Consider the following 18,116-nt stretch of genomic DNA (forward strand, 5'->3'; position numbering starts at 1 on the left):
ACAAATAAACTACAATAAACTAAAGAACAATCATTGCAGATCTTTTAATATTTTCTTTGCAGCTTTTTTTTGTTTTGCATCACCGTCTCGAATAACCTCTTCAAGCATTTCTTTAGCGCCTTCCTTATCATCCATTTCCTGATAAGCTTTTGCCAAATCTATTTTGGTCTCAACCTCCTGCCACAGCTCATTTTGATCGCCTAAATCCTCATTTTTATTTTCGCTTACTCCAGAATCTTCAAGATCCAAATTAATGGCGGTCAAATCAAGCTCAGGGACTATCGGTGATGAATTTGACTCTTTAGCATTTTGTTCAATATCTGGAGATGGATCGAATTCCAAGGGATCATGATCGGAAACAGGCTGTCTTGTATCGCTGCTGCTAATATCATTACTGAGCGCAGTAATTTCAATCTCGTTTTGGTTTTGGCTATCTGTCAGGTCAATCTCTGAATGAGAAAACTCAAAATCTTCATTATTTTCTGCTGCATTTTTGTCTTTTAGGTTGACAGAGTCAAGAGATTGATCTGGCTCATCAAAATTAATCTCTACCGAATAATCAGAAATTTTTTCAGTTTCGTTTAATTCCTTGCCATCACTAAGTTCAGTTTTTCCTCTCGCCACAATCTCATTAGCTTCATCACTCAAATCAAAATCAATTTGATTTGCAAATCCGGTAGAATTTTTATCTTTTGTGGAATCAATCGATGGACTATTTTCCTCTTCAGAATCTTCCTTTAAGTTTCTGTCGATAGCATTGCCATTTTGATCTAAATCTTCCGAAATAGTCTCATCGTTGACCAGCGATTCCGTGATCGATTCAGTTTCAGACTCAGATGGCAATGCATACTCGGTACTATGTTCATCAGATGACAAATCAACATCTTTATCAAACCCCTCTGAATCTTCTGCTTCAGAGTATGAGTCAGCATGTTGGAAAGACTGGTTATGATCCATATTTTCATAAGCTTGATCTACCTCAGTAACAGGTACAGCCTTTGCGGCAGCCATTGAGGCTATTCGAGAACGCATTGCTGAAGAAAATTTTTCTTCATTACCACCTACATCTTCATCGTCTTGTGATTGGTTGCGGCGTTTTTTTACAATTAACAAAACAAGTAACAGCAGAAGAATTAATACTGCACCAATATATTCTATATATTCATACGCCTGATCAATCAAGGATTGATCTGCCTCTTGATCAGGTATTAATGACGGATTGATCGCAGATTCTTCCACGGTTGGTTGAGTTTTCGCTGTTTCGTGCTGCATCGATGTAGAATCCAATTCTACAATTTCATTTACCGAAACCCCATCTGTATGAGATTGTGATTCTGGTTCACTGGTTGTTGTTGGAATAGATTCCGCCTTAATTTGTGCCTGAGCTAATACCGAATCCTTCAACTCTAATAATTGCTTCAAGTTCTCAACACTTTTTTCCAACATGGCTACACGTTCATTAGCTTCTTTTAATGCAAGATTTCGTGCAATCGCATCCTCTTCCATCATACGAAGACGATCAACCAATGTAGACTCAGTAATTTGACCATCTTCATCTAGTAACTGTGCTCCGCTAGAAAGTTTCAGAATTTCTTTGGGTGCATCCGGAGTAGACTCGGACTTCTTATCAATACTGGTTGTGATCTGCCCCTGATCTGATTGACTGATTGTATGAGGCGCTGAAGATTCTTTATTGATTGTTGCCAGTCGTTCCCGATAATTACGCCAATCCGCTATTTGCGTTTTTATTTCAGCTCTAGCAATTGATGGATCAATTGCTATTAATTCATTTTTCTCAGGCACTTTCAAAATTGCGCCTGCCTTGAGTAAATTCATATTGTTAGCGATAAAGGCATCGCGATTAGCTCGATAAAGCGCAACCAGCATTTGATTAAGATCGACACCAGCCGGAAGCACCTGTTGCGCAATCGATGATAAGGTATCTCCCCGATTAACCGGACCATAGGTCTTTTTAGATCGACTAGAGGTATCGGCAGTCGATTGAATCGAATTTGTATTCGGATTATTTTTTTCGATACCAGACGACCTTTCTGTATCAAATCCTGACGTACCAATTATGGATGTGGAATTTGTATTTGCAGCTACCAGATTCCGGGGTTGTGACTCAACAGGATCGAGTAAAATGGTATATTCCCGCAAAATGCGCCCTGAAGACCAATTTAACTCCATCAATAACATTAAAAACGGATCATTGACAGCTTGAGGCGAAGTCAATCTGATATAGGGATTACCATTTGCCCTCGATTCGATTGAAACTTTGAAAGCCGATAAGATAGATTCATAATTGATACCGGCTTGTACAAATGCTTCACGAGTAGCCACGCTGGCTTCTAGAGATGGAATTTCATCACTATTGGTCGTTACAATATCGATTTCAGCGCTAAAGGGCTGCCCTAACGCTGAATTGAGGGTTAACTTTCCGAGTCCGGCTGCTTGAACCGCAACTGAAGATAACATCAGAATAATTGCAAACAAGCTTACTTTAAAAGATGTTTTATACACCGAAGTACCCTCTCTAGTTTTTTGGAAATAAATATCGAAAAGCTAGCATTACAACATACTCACACAAACTTCGATTATGCCTCAAATTATAGGTTAATTCATTTTAAACAAGCTCATACTAGAAAAAAACACCTCACTAAATAAATGCAAGCTGCAAATTATATGCACTTCAAGCTGCTGGTTCTATCTATCAATACTGGCCAATGTAGTATCGAAAGATTAAACCCGGAAATACTAAAAATACTTTGGCTATTGAATTAATGATATCGATAAAAGATATTTAGTGTGCAATCAGTATGCGCAGCATTCTACGCAATGGCTCTGCGGCACCCCAAAGTAATTGATCGCCTACGGTAAAAACAGATAAGTATTCACCACCCATTGTCAGTTTGCGTAATCGCCCTACCGGTATTGATAAAGTACCCGTTACCGCAGTTGGCGTTAATTGTGAGGTTGTTGCCTCTCTCTGATTGGGAACGATTTCTACCCAATCATTCGAATTTGCAATAATTTCTTCTATTTCATCTAACGGTACATCTTGTTTTAGCTTGATGGTTAACGCTTGACTATGGCATCTCATTGCACCGACACGTACACAAATACCATCAACAGGAACTTGCTGATCACTTCTTCCTAGAATTTTGTTGGTTTCGGCTTGTCCTTTCCATTCTTCTCGACTTTGTCCATTAGCGACCTCCTTGTCAATCCATGGAATCAAACTGCCCGCTAGCGGAACACCGAAATTTCCCGTTGGGAATTTTTTATCACGTAGTGTACCTGCGACTTCACGATCAATGTCTAAAATACTGGAAGCGGGATTATCAAGTAAATCTTTTGCAACTCGATGCGCTTCACCCATTTGTTGCAGCAATTCACGCATATTTTTAGCTCCAGCACCCGAGGCAGCTTGATAAGTCATGGCACTCATCCAGTCCACCATGTTTTTCTCAAAAAGACCGCCAACTGCCATTAGCATCAAGCTAACTGTGCAGTTGCCACCAATATAATTTTTTACCCCCTCATGAAGCGCCTGCTCAATAAAAGGCTTATTGACCGGATCCAATATAATCACAGCATCTTTTTCCATGCGCAATGCGGAAGCAGCATCTATCCAATATCCCTGCCAGCCCGACTGACGCAATTGTTTAAAAATTTGATTGGTATAATCTCCTCCCTGACAGGAAATGATAATATCCATCGCGCCAAGCTGATTAACATCAAAAGCATCTTTTAGTGGGGGCACTTCCTTACCAATCTCAGGGCCTGAGCCACCTTTTTGTGAAGTTGTAAAGAAAACAGGATCAATCAGAGAAAAATCTTCTTCTTCCCGCATTCTCTGCATTAGCACAGATCCGACCATCCCTCGCCAACCCACAAAACCAACTTGCTTCATTGCTTATCTCTTTCTCTAAAATTGACAATCCGTTGATCAAATATAAAATAACGCTTAAATAGTAACTTACTTTATAAAAGGCCACAAAAAGATTAACGCATCAATTACCCGTTTATTTCCTAATCATGCACTAATTTGTTATTAAGTAAGCACATTTACAACATTGCCAGAACCGTATCACCCATGACTTTTGTACCTACAGATTTCATACCGGCTTCATCGATATCTTTCGTCCTGTAGCCCGCCGCTAAAACTTTTTTAACTGCATTCTCTATGCGCTTAGCGGCCTCTTCCTGATTGAATGTGTAACGTAGCATCATGGCTACTGACAGTATTGTCGCAAGCGGATTCGCTGCATCTTTGCCGGCAATATCGGGCGCTGAACCATGAATAGGTTCATACAATCCCTTATTATTGTCATCTAACGAAGCGGAAGGCAACATGCCAATCGATCCAGTTAACATTGAAGCTTCGTCAGATAATATGTCGCCAAACATATTTCCGGTAACTATGACGTCGAATTGCTTTGGATTTCGAACCAATTGCATGGCAGCATTATCCACCAGCATATGCGATAAACTCACTTGCGGATATTCCTTGGCGACCTCAGTAACAACATCACGCCATAATTGTGTACATTCCAACACATTCATTTTATCGACTGAGCACAGTTTACCCTGACGTTTCAAAGCAGCTCGGAATGCTACGTGCGCAATGCGTCGTATTTCAGTTTCACTGTAAATCATCGTATTAAACCCAACATACTCTCCATTACGCATTTCGATCCCACGCGGTTCGCCAAAATATATATCCCCGGTTAATTCACGCACAATCATAATATCGAGACCTGCAACTACGTCATATTTTAAACTTGAGGCATTGGCAAGTTCGGGGTACAGTATCGCGGGACGCAGGTTAGCAAATAAATTAAGCTTCTTGCGAATCGCAAGCAAGCCGCGCTCAGGACGTTGCTCGCGCGGCAAAGCATCATATTGCGGGCCTCCAACAGCGCCTAAAAGAACTGCATCCGCTTGGCTGGTTAACCGATGGGTCGCTTCAGGATACGGCTCCCCAGTAGCGTCAACTGCGCAGCCTCCGACCAGTCCATACTCCAATTCGATACCCAAACCATCAGTTCTTAAAGCATCTAATACACGCACAGCTTGAGCAACAATTTCCGGTCCAATACCGTCGCCCGCTAACACAGCAATTTTCATTTCTATCCCACTCTCAACACTGACGCTCACAAAAACAGCCAAGGCTGTTCAATACGTCGTTTCTGCTCAAACTGACTAATTTTTTCCGCGTGCTGCAAGGTTAGGCCAATATCATCCAAACCATTTAACAAGCTGTGTTTGCGGAAAGTATCAATTTCGAATGTAAATTCCTCATTCTGGGGTGTAATTACGGTTTGATTTAGGAGGTCTACCGTCAAACGATACCCTTCTGTTGATTTTACTTGTTCAAATAAGTAATCCAGTACAGCTGCATCAAGGACAACAGGCAGCAAGCCGATCTTATAACAATTGTTAAAAAAAATGTCAGCAAAACTGGGAGCAATAATGACGCGAAAACCATAATCCTGGAGCGACCAAGGGGCGTGTTCACGGCTTGATCCGCAACCAAAATTTGCTCGTGCCAGCAATATCTGCACGCCTTGGTAACGAGGTTGGTTTAATACGAACTCTGGATTCGGTTTACGTTGCGACGAATCCATTCCCGGTTCGCCATGATCCAGATAGCGCCATTCATCAAATAAATTTTGACCGAAACCAGAGCGTTTAATTGATTTGAGAAACTGTTTCGGAATGATGGCATCGGTATCAACATTCGCTCGATCCATTGGTGCCACCAGAGCAGTCATTGTTTGAAATTTTTCCATTGATTTAATCGTAGTTATCAAATCGTAATTGTGGCTCGTAAATAGCTGCAAAACTGCTATTCATTATTAGTTACTAAGTTACGCACATCAACAAAATGTCCAGCGATTGCAGCAGCAGCAGCCATTGCTGGGCTGACCAAATGCGTTCTGCCTCCGGGTCCTTGACGGCCCTCAAAATTTCGATTGGAGGTTGAAGCACAGCGCTCACCTGCAGTCAATCGATCGTCATTCATTGCTAAACACATAGAACACCCAGGTTCACGCCATTCAAATCCAGCTGCGAGAAAAATTTGATCCAATCCCTCTTGTTCAGCTTGTTTCTTAACCAGGCCTGAGCCTGGAACCACCAGTGCCTGCTTGATATTAGCCGCAACATGTTTCCCTTTGACAATGTGTGCCGCTGCGCGCAAATCCTCAATACGCGAATTGGTGCAGGAACCGATGAAAATTTTATCCAGAGTAATCTGCTGAATCGGGGTATGGGCTTTTAGTCCCATGTAGTTCAACGCTTGCTGCATATCATGACGTTTTACTTCATCAGCAATTTGCGAAGGATCAGGCACGATTCCATCAATTGTTGTTACCATTTCAGGGGAGGTACCCCAAGTCACCTGAGGTTTGATCTTAGCAGCATCTAATGTCACTGTTCGGTCAAACACTGCATCGGTATCGCTATGCAGTGTGCGCCAATATGCAACGGCGCTATCCCATAGTTCGGTTTTGGGAGCAAACGGTCGATCTTTGATATAATCGATGGTTGTATCATCGACAGCCACCATACCCGCACGTGCGCCTGCTTCAATCGCCATATTGCACAGCGTCATTCGTCCTTCCATCGATAACGCGCGAATAGCGTTGCCTGCAAATTCAATTGCATAACCAGTTCCACCCGCAGTACCAATTTCACCGATGATCGCTAAAGCAATATCCTTTGCAGTAACCCCCAACCCCAGCTTTCCTTCCACCAGGATGCGCATAGATTTAGATTTTTTCATCAACAAACATTGCGTTGCTAATACATGTTCTACCTCTGATGTGCCAATACCAACTGCCAAACATGCAAATGCGCCATGAGTACTCGTGTGTGAATCTCCGCAAACCACCGTCATGCCCGGCAAGGTCGCGCCTTGCTCAGGACCAATGACATGCACGATACCCTGACGCAAGTCATTCATCTTAAACTCAGTAATACCCAATTCATCGCAATTCTGATCCAGCGTACTGACTTGTAAGCGGGAAACAGGGTCATGAATACCTTGACTACGATCGGTAGTCGGAACATTGTGATCTGCAACAGCAAGTATAGAATCAAGGCGCCAAGGCTTTCGGCCGGCCAGTTTCAGACTCTCAAACGCTTGCGGGCTGGTTACTTCGTGCACTAAATGGCGGTCAATATAAAGCAGCGTCATACTGCCCGGATCGTCAGATTCAGTATGCACTACATGTTGATTCCAAAGCTTGTCGTATAACGTTTGCATCAGTAATTAAAAATTAAAATCGGTTCTAAACGTGCAATTATCCCATAAAGTATACTGATTCAACAAACTAACTATACTATTCGATATTAGCGACTGAAGACTTCATTTTCCATGTAATTAGAATCAAACCTGCCAGCGCTGCGGCGGCACTCATAAAGAAAGTGTTGTCCGCCCCCAACCAATCCCAAGTATAACCGCTGAATACCGCTCCCAACGCTCCACCCATTCCATAAGCGATACTAGTATAAATCGCTTGACCTTTCGCTTGATGACGCCCCCGAAAGAATTGATGAATCACCATCATGGCTGCGACATGGTGCGCCCCATAGGTTGCTGCATGTAAAATCTGCGCCATGACAATAACCACCGGCCATTCGACGTATTGACCTATTAATACAAAACGAAGTATGGCGCAAGCAAAACTAAAAATCAGAATATGCTTTAATCGAAAATGCCGCATTAACCACGGCATGATAAAAAAGATTCCAATCTCACAAATCACGCCAATCGCCCATAACCATCCGACAAATCCTTTGTCATAGCCATGCTCAACCAGATAAATGGAGAAAAATGTGTAGTATGCGCCATGCGCAAACAACATCATCATGCTGGACAATAAAAATGCCATAACTTCTGGGCGCAGGCAGATCTGCCGTATCGAAAGCAATCCTGTGGCATAGTGCATGATTTCTTTTTCTGGAATTTGATAAGAAAAAATCACAATACCCAGTTTAAGTCCTAAAAGCACCCAAAGCAGCCAGATAATTTCCACTTCTTCCAGCAGATAACCGATTCCGATCACTGCCACAACGAACCCGACTGACCCCCAAGAACGAATCCGTCCATACTTGTCGGTATAATCTCCCAGATGAGACAATGTAATCGCCTCCATCAGAGGCAGTGAAGCACTCCAAAAGAAACTCATCAGCAGCATGACGATAAAGATCAAGGTAAAAGATTCTCCTGCGAAAAAACCGCAGAAACTCACAAAACCGCTTATTGCCGCGATCTGCACCACCCATACTCGCTTGCCTGTATGATCGGCCAGCCATCCCCAGACAGCCGGTGAAAAAATACGCGTAACTAGCAATAAAGACATCAGAATACCGATCTGCAGTGCGTTAAACGATAATGACTGGAGATACAGACTCCAATACGGTGCAAAAGCACCAATAAAAGCAAAGTAAAAAAAATAGAAACCTGAAAGGCGCCAATAAGGAAGTGATGGCATACTGTGGAAAAATTGATACAGCGATTAAACAAAAGATTGTCGAAATATGGATCTGTAAAACTCAGTAAATCAAAGAATAGCAGCTAAACAATCTAGTGCAATCAAATTCAAGTAATTTTATAACAATACAAACCATCGACGAATTTAAGCAAAGTATTTTTGTAACACTTTTACCCGATACGAGTAAATTATGCTCACATAAATTTCGATTAGAAATTGACCAGTTAATTTGTCCGCTCTCATGCATGAAACCTCGTTCTGGACGATCTTAGGGCTTCATTAAGAAAAAACTTACAGACATGAATAGGCCGACGGATACGATAATAACTTGCAAGGCCTGTTTAGAAATACGATATGCCAATGCCGCACCAAAATATCCTCCGACAATCGCAGCCGCACCCATCACCAGAAATTGTTTGCTGACTATTACGCCACCAATGGCATAGACCATGACTGCGATAGCAGTTAAAAAAGATGAAACAAGATTCTTGAGCCCGTTCATACCAAGCAGATTTGTTTGACCCATCAATCCAAGCACAGCAAGCAGGATAATGCCTAAGCCACCATTAAAATAACCGCCATAAACACACACGACAAACAGACAGAATATCGCTAGCGGCTTTCTTAAGCATAATCCTGGACGGGAATTCGTTGGCCTCTGCAATGAATGTATTCTGCTGTCATTTGCGCGCGGACCGACAACAAATAAGATCGTGGCGAACAAGATGAGCCAAGGTATCAAAGTTGAAAATACTTGTTCACTGGTATGGAGCAAAATACCTGCACCCAGACTGCCGCCGAACAGTGTAACCATCACCATAGCTGCACAACTTAATCCGGCAGGAAATTCAATATCACGCTTGAATCGCCAGGTACTGGCGATATATCCGGGCAGAAGTGCTGCGGTACTGGTTGCATTTGCTAATATTGGCGGCACTCCTACCAGGATTAAAGCGGGAAACGTGATAAAGCTACCTCCTCCGGCCAATGCATTAAGCATTCCTCCCAGAATTCCCGCCACAACAATAATAATCCATTCGGTCATGTTAGAATATTTGAGCCTCAGTATGATTTGTGGATGTGCTTTGCATACCTACATCCGATATTTCCTTGTAATAAATTGGGCATCACGCACGTTATCGCCAGAATCTGGAGGTCGATTTTTGATCCATTTTCTGCTCATACTGCCGAACTTAAAACGGAGTCAGAAATGATACGCCATTTATTCCAACGGCCTCGCCCTTCTGTAGGCGCTGCGCGAAGTGATTTCCATGTATTTCGCTCTCATCACCCATCACTCGAATCACTCTGTTTTTGTGAAAACTCGACAATTGTTGTCGAAACGGAACGATAAAATTCGTCTCGTTGCCATACAGTGATTGATGAAGATTCGGCAACTCATACCAAGGAGTGGTAGGCCTTGCATGATGGGCATTATGATATCCAAAGTTAAGCGTAAACAGATTCAGCCATGGATTGTTGATTGAAATCGGATTGCTGAACGTATGAGTCTGCTCATACTCATGCCCACCTCTATGCATCATTAAATCCGGTTTATTATCGTGTCGCATAACTATGTCATAGTTATGCTGGAACGCATCCATAAAACGTAAAATCGTTAAAAACATCATATAGGCGAGCAAATAGCATGCGTAGGCGATTGGCGAATACAGAAATAATGTTAGAAGCAAACTGAATCGCACAACGATTACCGCAGCTGCGCGTAGCCGCTGATCTTTTTTATGCTCACAAACGAACGGAGCGATAATAAGGATTCCGTGCATGATAACTTCTATTGCCGGTATATAAAACCACTCCAAAATCTCCACTAATTTGCGCTGTATCGGATGACGAGCAAGGTAATCCCTATAATTAAACTCGATGATATCTGCGTTATGCATGTGATGCATCATATGCTTTATCCGTAAATCTTGATAACAACCATAACAACCACCGGTAAGCCAGTTCAATGCGCTTCCGATGAAGGCATTATGATGAGGCGACTTGAATAAAGCGTTATGTCCACAGTCGTGAATCAGATAAGCCGCAATCAACATACCATGCGTCAAAAAAAGCGTGCCGATTATCATCCAAATGGGGTTCGAGGACAGAATGAGCACGACTCCGCCGAAATAGGCTAATTGGCAATATAGTATGGCTGCAACATATGGACGCAAGCCTCCCTTATACCGAAAGAATGACCCCTCAAGCTTATTTAACATGATCTATCGCTCCTCAAACCAACATGAATACAGAATAAATTTAAAATGTAACCTTTAAGCAATCGAAAACTTTGTCACGCATTTTTTAAACAGTAATTATACATGCAATTTTGCATGCAATTATATAGTATGATCCCCCACTGAACAATTTATTTTTATTTCATATGATGAGAAAAACAAGAAAAGCAGATGGATACACATCCTAAGCAATCGAACACAAGGAGATGCCAGTTCATTCAGTTGTTAAGCAATGTTGATGGATACTGGGTAAATGTGCTCGGAAACAAGATCTTCCATGATCTTAATTATTACGATCTTTTTACACAAATGTGGCTGAGGGTCAACACAACTGCCAACGATTCATTCAGAAAATCTGAGCTATACACGCTTATGCCTAATATCAGCCAGCGAACAGCCGTCAAATATGTACAGATTGCAATCGATCACGGTTTGCTTTTAGAGCATACGGATTCAGAGGATCTGCGATCTAAGCGAATTACTATGTCCCACGACCTCAAGCAGAAAATTGAAAAATTCCTCGATTATTCAATTTCGGTTTTCGAAGCACTGCCTTCGGCATCTTCGAAAGAAAAACTTTAAATCCTATAGATCCGCTCAATAAATAATTCTAATTTTTAATGATTCTGCAAACCATAAATTGACGCAAGAATCATTAAAGACAAGACACTGCATGAACGTGGCAGGCAAGTAATTCAACCTTCGCGAGCGCAGCGAAATTCTGCGCAAATATTATAATAATGGAATTGAGCGACATGCTTTGAAGAAAGTTATCTCACTTAATCAAACAGGTAGCAAACCCAGTTTAAACGAAGAGCGGAAGTTGAAATTGTAACGACTTTTTTTATGATTAAGTCCTGAGAAGCTAAAATTAGATTTTTCATCTGCAGAATCATGTAGCGGTAAGTCTATGATTGAACGGGAACGTGGCATATCCCTGCTGATACGCACTGTAGGTATTTATTAATCTTGTAGCCTCACCCGCAGAAGGAATTCCAACGCGATTCCATCTGCTTGTTTTCAAACGACTCCAGCCAAAGAAACAGGAATTTTGATCCTTAGGGTTTCAATTTACTCTATCTTGCTGCAGACGCTAGGGATCCAAACCTAAAAAACATAACACTACTTTTTCTGATCACGTTGACTCCAATCCCGATACTCCTCTTTTCAGGAAGATACGGATAGTTGACAATCCCCAAGTCCTTCGATAGTCTCCATGCACAGATTGGATTTTGTATTTATGCACACTCACCATGTTCTGAATAAATTGAAGAAAGTGTTGTCAAAGTGCCACAACTATTATCTCATGCCTTCCATAATCAGCTAACCTCGGTTTTGTGCAATACGTAAAATACATTCATTTCATCGAATCAACCACAATAATATATTAATTTAAAAAGGAGAAAATGATGGAACTTAAAGGATCTCAAACTGAAAGCAATCTTAAGGCCGCTTTTGCTGGAGAATCTCAAGCTAATCGGCGTTATTTATATTTTGCAGCTAAAGCGGATGTAGAGGGACAAAATGATGTAGCTGCTGTATTTCGTTCTACCGCTGAAGGCGAAACCGGTCATGCACATGGTCATTTGGAATATCTTGAGAGCTGCGGTGATCCGGCTACCGGCATGCCATTCGGTGCCTCACGTGACAACTTAAAAACCGCCATTGCCGGTGAAACGCACGAATATACCGACATGTATCCCGGCATGGCAAAAACAGCTCGCGACGAAGGTTTTGACGAAGTTGCCGACTGGTTCGAAACACTGGCTAAGGCTGAACGTTCACACGCCAATCGATTCCAGCGCGCATTAGATAGCTTGACTGATTAATTCATTGCGCTATCACATCGTTCCTAGTCAGAGTCAGCGGGGTTTGACAGATTGAGCTTCTGGTTAAATCCCGCCAATACTTTATTCGAAATTTTTGATACGAAAAAAACATTATGACCACCCGTGAAGGCAGTCTCGAAGCTCCCAAACGTTATCCAATCGATTGGAAGAATCCTGATTTTTATGATGAAACCAGCCTAAATCAGGAACTGGAACGGGTTTTTGATATTTGTCAGGGATGCCGGCGCTGCGTCAATTTATGTACAGCCTTTCCACGTCTGTTTGACCTCATTGATGATAGTGCGACAGGTGAATTGGATAGTGTCAATAAAACACAATTCTGGGAAGTGGTTGATCGCTGCTATCTCTGCGACATGTGTTTCATGACTAAATGTCCTTATGTGCCGCCACACGAATGGAACATTGATTTCCCGCATTTAATGCTCCGTGCAAAAGCAGTCAAATATAAGTACAAAGGTGCAGGATTTCGTGACAGACTGCTTTCAAATACCGATTTAATGGGTAAATTGGCCACCATTCCTGTCGTAGTTCAAACAGTAAATGCAGTGAACAAAACGCCTATTACTCGCAAGTTAATGGATGGCATGCTGGGCATTCATGCCGATAGAAAATTGCCAGAATATGCGACCAAAACATTTCGCTCAAGTGCTGAGCCTGGTCCTGCTTTCCCCGTTATCAATGGAATGCGCACCCCTGGAAAAGTTGCTATTTACGCAACCTGTTACATTAACTATAACGAACCCGGTATTGGACACGATTTATTAAAAATCCTGGAACATAACGAAATCTTCACCTGCTTGGTAGAAAAAGAAGCCTGCTGCGGAATGCCTAAGCTGGAATTGGGTGACTTGGAAGCGGTAGAAAAGCTTAAAAATGAAAACATTCCACATTTATTAAAACTCGCTCAAGAGGGATATGCCATTCTCTCTGCAGTGCCTTCTTGCACGCTGATGTATAAGCAAGAATTGCCACTATTATTTCCAGATGATGAAGCAGTGCATACAGTTGCTGCTGCAATGTTTGATCCGTTTGAATATTTGGTATTAAGGAATCAGGATAATTTACTCAAAAAGGATTTCAAGAAACCCCTTGGCACTGTGGCTTATCATATCCCTTGTCATCAACGAGTACAGAACATTGGAAAAAAAACGCGCGATATACTGCAACTCATTCCGGAAACAACCATAAATACCGTTGAGCGCTGCTCAGGGCATGATGGCACCTGGGGTGTTAAAAGCGAGCATTTTGCAGATTCCATGAAAATAGGCCGCCCCGTCTTCAAACAAATGGCTGCGTCGGATCCAAATTACATCAGCTCAGACTGCGCTATTGCTGCGCGGCATATAGAGCAAGGTATTGGTGAAAGTAAAGCAGAGAAGCTACACCCACTTACTTTGTTGCGCATAGCTTACGATGCTGACGCTGAAATGCAGCCCACCGAAGACCTTAAACCGATTACCTAAGTTCATTTTTAATAGAGAAACACATGGCTACAATTACTCGTGAAGATTTGTTGACACTGGAAGCCTATTCCAAGATTCGTAAGGATTTTCGCGCTCAAGTGATGGCACATAAAAAAAAGCGCAAAATTTCCCTGGGAGAAAATATTACGATTATCTTCGAGGACGCTGTCACCATTCGCTATCAAATTCAAGAGATGTTGTACGTCGAACGCATCTTTCACGAAGATGAAATCATGCACGAACTTGAAACATACACACCGTTGATTCCTGATGGACATAACTGGAAGGCTACGATGTTGATTGAATATCCAGATCCTGCAGTACGCGCCGTTAAACTGGCCGGTTTAATTGGCATAGAAGATAAAGTGTGGGTCAGCATTGCTGGGCATACACCCGTATATGCCATTGCTGACGAAGACCTGGAACGGGAAAATAGTGAAAAAACCTCATCAGTTCATTTTCTTCGCTTTGAACTCACTTCCGAAATGATCCAATCGCTTCATCATGGTGCAGTCTTAAGTATTGGCGTTGATCATCCCGCCTATCAAGCATCCATAGATTCTGTTGACAGTCATGTTCTCACCTCATTGTTGAAAGACTTATCAGGCGCATGAAACGGATTTGCTTATTACTCTGCGCCATATTGTTTGCCTGTGCCAAGCCTCCTTTCAAGGATCAATTTGAAAGCGATAAGCCATGGATTGAGCAATTAACTCAACTCCCTGCTTATCCGAATGCCACAGACCTGATGGAGTTCGACACAGGAGCTGTCTCCAGCAATCATTATTTGGTTGACAGAAATTCCATTAGTATTGGTGAAGATGGCGTGATTCGCTTTACTTTAGTCGTCAAATCGTCATCAGGTGCCCTCAATGTCAGTTACGAAGGCATACGCTGCGCTACCAGCGAACGAAAATTGTATGCGCTCGGTAGAGATGATAAAACCTGGATACAACCCCGCGAATCGGAGTGGCAAAAGCTTGAATTGGTCCGGCAATTTAACGCACAGCGTGAGTTGGCCAAAAATATCTTTTGCCCGCATCGACAAATTGTAAGTAGCACAGAAGACGCGATTCAGGCTCTAAAAGCCGGGATACATCGCAACATTTTCCGTTAAAGAGTGAAGTTAAAACTCATATCTTATTGATATTATATAATATCTTTCAGTAATCTTTATTCCAATAAACAATGGCTTTTCTTCTGTGCCAGTAGGTTTGTGTGGCGCAGTCTTTAATTATTTCCCTAATCCCTATTGTCTTTAAGGTAATTAAAGTTCACACTCCCTTTGGGGTTTCTAATTGTCTTAACATCTTACACCCCTTCCTCTGAATCTCGTCGAGGATAAACCCGAGAAATCACTAAAATAAGGAAGAATCACATGAATAAAAGCTTTAATTCGATAATATCGGGAGCAATCAGTCTGCTTCTCCTGAGTTTCAGCGGCTTAGTCAGTGCAGAAGCGCCCGTTTTAAGTGAAGCGCGTGTTGTCGCGCAATATAATTACATCATTCATATTTTAGCCATGCTTTTGATTGGCTTTGGTTTCTTAATGGTATTTGTGCGCCGATATGGCTTTGGTGCAGTAACCGGAACTTATCTGGTTGTCGCGGTAGGGCTTCCACTCTACATTCTGTTACGTGCAAACGGAATTTTTGGACACCAGCTATCGCCTCATACACTTGATTCTCTGTTATTTGCTGAATTATCCGTCGCCACAGCCCTTATCGCCATGGGTGCGGTCTTGGGCCGTTTACGTGTGTTTCAGTACGCATTGCTGGCAGCTTTAATTGTTCCGCTTTATTTATTGAACGAATGGATCGTACTTGATGATGCGATCGGCTATACCACTGGGTTTCAGGACACTGCCGGTTCGGTGGTGATTCATGCTTTTGGTGCTTATTTTGGTCTGAGTATGTCAATCGTCCTGACCACTGAGTACCAACGCAGCAAGTTGATTGAATCCGATCATACTTCTGATCGGTTCGCCATGTTGGGTTCTATGGTGTTATGGCTGTTCTGGCCCAGTTTTGCCACTGCGCTAGTGCCATTAGAGAATATGCCACAAACGGTAGTTAACACATTGTTAGCATTGTCTGGCGCAACCATCGCTACATATTTCCTAAGCTCCAAATTGCATCACGGCAAAACCTCCATGGTAGACATGGCTAATGCTGCATTGGCTGGTGGCGTAGCTATCGGCTCCGTATGTGATGTAGTATCTCCTACCGGAGCATTCGGTATCGGTTTGCTCGCCGGAATACTCTCCGTTCTGGGCTATGTCATTTTGCAACCATTACTGGAGTCAAAATTTAAAATTATAGACACCTGCGGTGTGCACAATTTGCACGGCATGCCCGGATTATTAGGCGGCCTCAGTGCATTCCTGGTAGTTCCCGGTATCGCAATTGCGCAGTTTAATGGCATAATGATAACGCTTATCATCGCGATTGTAGGTGGCTTGATCGCAGGCGCCATCATCAAGGCAACCGGCACCACTCGTGAGCCTTATGAAGATAGCGTAGAATTTACACATCTTGCTGGTCCTGAGACAGAAAAACTTCCGGAGCAACTGCAAACGCGTGTCGAAGCTCTGGAAATTCATACCTCTGCAGCAAAGCCGCAATCTCCGGTTGAATCTCCTGAGACCAAGGCATTGATTGCTCGACTGGAGTCCCGAGTTATGCTGTTAGAAAACAATATTGCTGCGACACAAAATCGTGAGGCTGGGGAAAAGCCGGAGCCCACTGCATAATCTTCCTAGCTAACCGGTCGTTGAAAAATGTTTTCGAGGTAGCCGATACAAGGCAAAAACAGGTGAAAAAGTGCAATTTATTCTTAATTAATGAGCATTTTGAGCCTGTTTTTAACTCCGTAGCAGCAACACAGATAGTTTTTCAACGGCCGGCTAAACACCCCGGAGCTTAACGTGGGATGCTGAACCACATTTTAGTGGATTACAACCTGTTATTAGGGATATCGTCGAAAAATCCAGCGACAAATTAACGGTCATGGCACCAGCAGACTTCAAGAGCAAGAAATCTTTGCACTCAGCAAGCAAGATATCAATGCACTATCTGCAACGCTCGGTAGCAAAAAATACTTTCCGGGAGATCAACCAACAACACCTGACACATCTGGATTCGGACACCTCATCAACATCATCGGTTGCCCAATCGAATCGCCGCTTAAAGAATATGGATTAACAAAAAAGAATTTGAATAGCTACGTTAATCGGATTAAGTAAGAATTTTATCCGAACTTATTTAAGTTTCTGGAACTCGACGGTACTTTCAGCTCTGAAATGAGACCTGAAAGCTCAGATGCATTCAGATCGAATCTGCACGCTGTTACAAACATCAAAGCTTATGCACGAATAATCAAAACAACATAAGCTTTTAATCGCAATAATTATATATAGAACAGCAAGTTATTAATTATCATACTTGGTCATAAATAAATTCATACAAAATTCTTGACATATACAATTTCCGCATATAGAGTTCAATTGTATGTGGGTATTTTTCCCGCGTATTTTTTAAAGTATAAAAAAATGAAGAAAAGAATTAAAGAATACTTATTTTTCAGGAGAATAATCATGAAGTTAACGTTTATGAAATCCTCAACAGTTTTGGGTGCCGTATTAACAGTATTAGTTACATCATTACCCGTAGTAGATGCAAATGCTGCAAACATACGCGTAAAATGTGACGCAAGAGGAAACCAATCAAAAGTTTCTGTAGATGGTAATAATATGGTAGCAGGAAACTACATCGCTAAAATTATATCGGGCAGTCACACAAAAAAATCCCCCCCTAAACATACTGTAGGTGATGAAATAGAATTTGATTTTAGTAGCGATCCTGGAGATGTTGCTGCTGGTGCTACTCGAATCGTCCGTACTTTCGTTCAAGGGCGAGTAACTGGTCAACTTATCAACGAGCAAGGATTTACAGTAGCTCATGCTACTAGGGTCTGCCGCAGGTAAGAAAACAGAGGCTTGTTGATTACTGATCCACAAGCCCAAATAACCAAAACCAAGCCTTGGAGTATCGTTAA

The 18,116-nt window shown here is 42.2% G+C and carries 16 protein-coding genes; 8 read left to right on the forward strand and 8 right to left on the reverse strand.

The features are described from left to right. Window positions 1-30: 30 nt before the first annotated feature. The 8 genes from C7H79_RS05710 to C7H79_RS05745 form a co-directional block, all read right to left on the reverse strand. Window positions 31-2,523 carry a FimV/HubP family polar landmark protein gene (locus tag C7H79_RS05710; RefSeq protein ID WP_242447161.1) on the reverse strand — a complete coding sequence of 831 codons (2,493 nt, stop codon included), beginning with the start codon at window positions 2,521-2,523 and terminating at the stop codon, window positions 31-33. A gap of 280 nt (window positions 2,524-2,803) precedes the next feature. Next, entirely contained in the window at window positions 2,804-3,916 is a 1,113-nt protein-coding gene (asd, locus tag C7H79_RS05715) for an aspartate-semialdehyde dehydrogenase (RefSeq protein ID WP_106706333.1), read from the reverse strand. Window positions 3,917-4,071: 155 nt separating this feature from the next. Next, window positions 4,072-5,133: a 3-isopropylmalate dehydrogenase gene (gene leuB, locus C7H79_RS05720; protein WP_106706369.1), complete on the reverse strand. Its 1,062-nt coding sequence runs from the start codon at window positions 5,131-5,133 to the stop codon at window positions 4,072-4,074. Window positions 5,134-5,159: 26 nt separating this feature from the next. After that, window positions 5,160-5,798 carry a 3-isopropylmalate dehydratase small subunit gene (gene leuD / locus C7H79_RS05725; protein WP_106706334.1) on the reverse strand — a complete coding sequence of 213 codons (639 nt, stop codon included), beginning with the start codon at window positions 5,796-5,798 and terminating at the stop codon, window positions 5,160-5,162. A gap of 56 nt (window positions 5,799-5,854) precedes the next feature. Then, on the reverse strand, window positions 5,855-7,276 hold the full coding sequence (leuC, locus tag C7H79_RS05730; protein WP_106706335.1) for a 3-isopropylmalate dehydratase large subunit: 1,422 nt from the start codon (window positions 7,274-7,276) through the stop codon (window positions 5,855-5,857). A 76-nt stretch (window positions 7,277-7,352) separates the two neighbouring features. Continuing rightward, window positions 7,353-8,507, reverse strand: coding sequence for an MFS transporter (locus C7H79_RS05735; RefSeq protein ID WP_106706336.1), 1,155 nt, complete (start codon window positions 8,505-8,507; stop codon window positions 7,353-7,355). 268 nt (window positions 8,508-8,775) lie between these two features. Beyond that, complete coding sequence (locus tag C7H79_RS05740; RefSeq protein ID WP_106706337.1) at window positions 8,776-9,552, reverse strand: sulfite exporter TauE/SafE family protein; 777 nt, start codon at window positions 9,550-9,552, stop codon at window positions 8,776-8,778. Between the two features lie 148 nt (window positions 9,553-9,700). Next, window positions 9,701-10,729 carry a fatty acid desaturase family protein gene (locus C7H79_RS05745; RefSeq protein WP_106706338.1) on the reverse strand — a complete coding sequence of 343 codons (1,029 nt, stop codon included), beginning with the start codon at window positions 10,727-10,729 and terminating at the stop codon, window positions 9,701-9,703. A gap of 189 nt (window positions 10,730-10,918) precedes the next feature. On the opposite strand from C7H79_RS05745, the gene C7H79_RS05750 reads away from it, so the two are divergent. From C7H79_RS05750 to C7H79_RS05785, 8 genes are all read left to right on the forward strand, one after another. Then, complete coding sequence (locus C7H79_RS05750) at window positions 10,919-11,329, forward strand: MarR family transcriptional regulator (RefSeq protein WP_172592366.1); 411 nt, start codon at window positions 10,919-10,921, stop codon at window positions 11,327-11,329. Window positions 11,330-12,156: 827 nt separating this feature from the next. Then, the gene (locus tag C7H79_RS05755; protein WP_106706339.1) at window positions 12,157-12,576 is read left to right on the forward strand and encodes a rubrerythrin family protein; all 420 of its coding nucleotides are present in this window, start codon (window positions 12,157-12,159) and stop codon (window positions 12,574-12,576) included. Window positions 12,577-12,689: 113 nt separating this feature from the next. Then, complete coding sequence (locus C7H79_RS05760; RefSeq protein ID WP_106706340.1) at window positions 12,690-14,060, forward strand: heterodisulfide reductase-related iron-sulfur binding cluster; 1,371 nt, start codon at window positions 12,690-12,692, stop codon at window positions 14,058-14,060. Between the two features lie 23 nt (window positions 14,061-14,083). Continuing rightward, window positions 14,084-14,674, forward strand: a complete 591-nt coding sequence (locus C7H79_RS05765; RefSeq protein WP_106706341.1) for a DUF3501 family protein — start codon at window positions 14,084-14,086, stop codon at window positions 14,672-14,674. Beyond that, window positions 14,671-15,177, forward strand: coding sequence for a CNP1-like family protein (locus tag C7H79_RS05770; RefSeq protein ID WP_106706342.1), 507 nt, complete (start codon window positions 14,671-14,673; stop codon window positions 15,175-15,177). Before C7H79_RS05765 ends, C7H79_RS05770 begins: the two co-directional genes overlap by 4 nt. Before the next feature lie 261 nt (window positions 15,178-15,438). Next, window positions 15,439-16,812: an ammonium transporter gene (locus C7H79_RS05775; RefSeq protein WP_106706343.1), complete on the forward strand. Its 1,374-nt coding sequence runs from the start codon at window positions 15,439-15,441 to the stop codon at window positions 16,810-16,812. Between the two features lie 309 nt (window positions 16,813-17,121). Continuing rightward, a complete protein-coding gene (locus C7H79_RS05780) occupies window positions 17,122-17,304 on the forward strand; it encodes a glutathione S-transferase C-terminal domain-containing protein (RefSeq protein ID WP_242447165.1) in 183 nt (60 codons plus the stop codon). Between the two features lie 351 nt (window positions 17,305-17,655). Further along, the gene (locus tag C7H79_RS05785) at window positions 17,656-18,045 is read left to right on the forward strand and encodes a hypothetical protein (protein WP_106706344.1); all 390 of its coding nucleotides are present in this window, start codon (window positions 17,656-17,658) and stop codon (window positions 18,043-18,045) included. The last annotated feature ends 71 nt before the right edge of the window (window positions 18,046-18,116 follow it).

Origin of the sequence: Nitrosomonas supralitoralis (assembly GCF_003011925.2) — a bacterium.
GTDB classification, from domain to species: domain Bacteria; phylum Pseudomonadota; class Gammaproteobacteria; order Burkholderiales; family Nitrosomonadaceae; genus Nitrosomonas; species Nitrosomonas supralitoralis.